Raw genomic sequence first — 232 nt, forward strand, 5'->3', positions numbered from 1 at the left:
TAGAGCGCTTGACTGTTAATCAAGATGTCGACGGTTCGAGCCCGCCTGTCGGAGTTATCTACGGTAAGCCATGGAGAGTTGTCCGAGTGGCTGAAGGAGCAGCATTGGAAATGCTGTAAACGGGTTATACCTGTTTCAAGGGTTCGAATCCCTTACTCTCCGTTAGTTAGATATAATAAATATGACCCCTTGGTCAAGTGGTTTAAGACACTGCCCTTTCACGGCAGTAACA

Annotated in this window: 1 tRNA gene; it reads left to right on the forward strand. The window is 47.0% G+C overall.

The window, feature by feature from the left end:
• Positions 1-72: 72 nt before the first annotated feature.
• A tRNA-Ser gene (locus MMY95_RS15815) sits at positions 73-162 on the forward strand.
• The last annotated feature ends 70 nt before the right edge of the window (positions 163-232 follow it).

The sequence above is a fragment of the Lactiplantibacillus sp. ME-2 genome (assembly GCF_022549155.1).
In the GTDB taxonomy this organism is placed as follows: Bacteria; Bacillota; Bacilli; order Lactobacillales; family Lactobacillaceae; genus Lactiplantibacillus; species Lactiplantibacillus plantarum.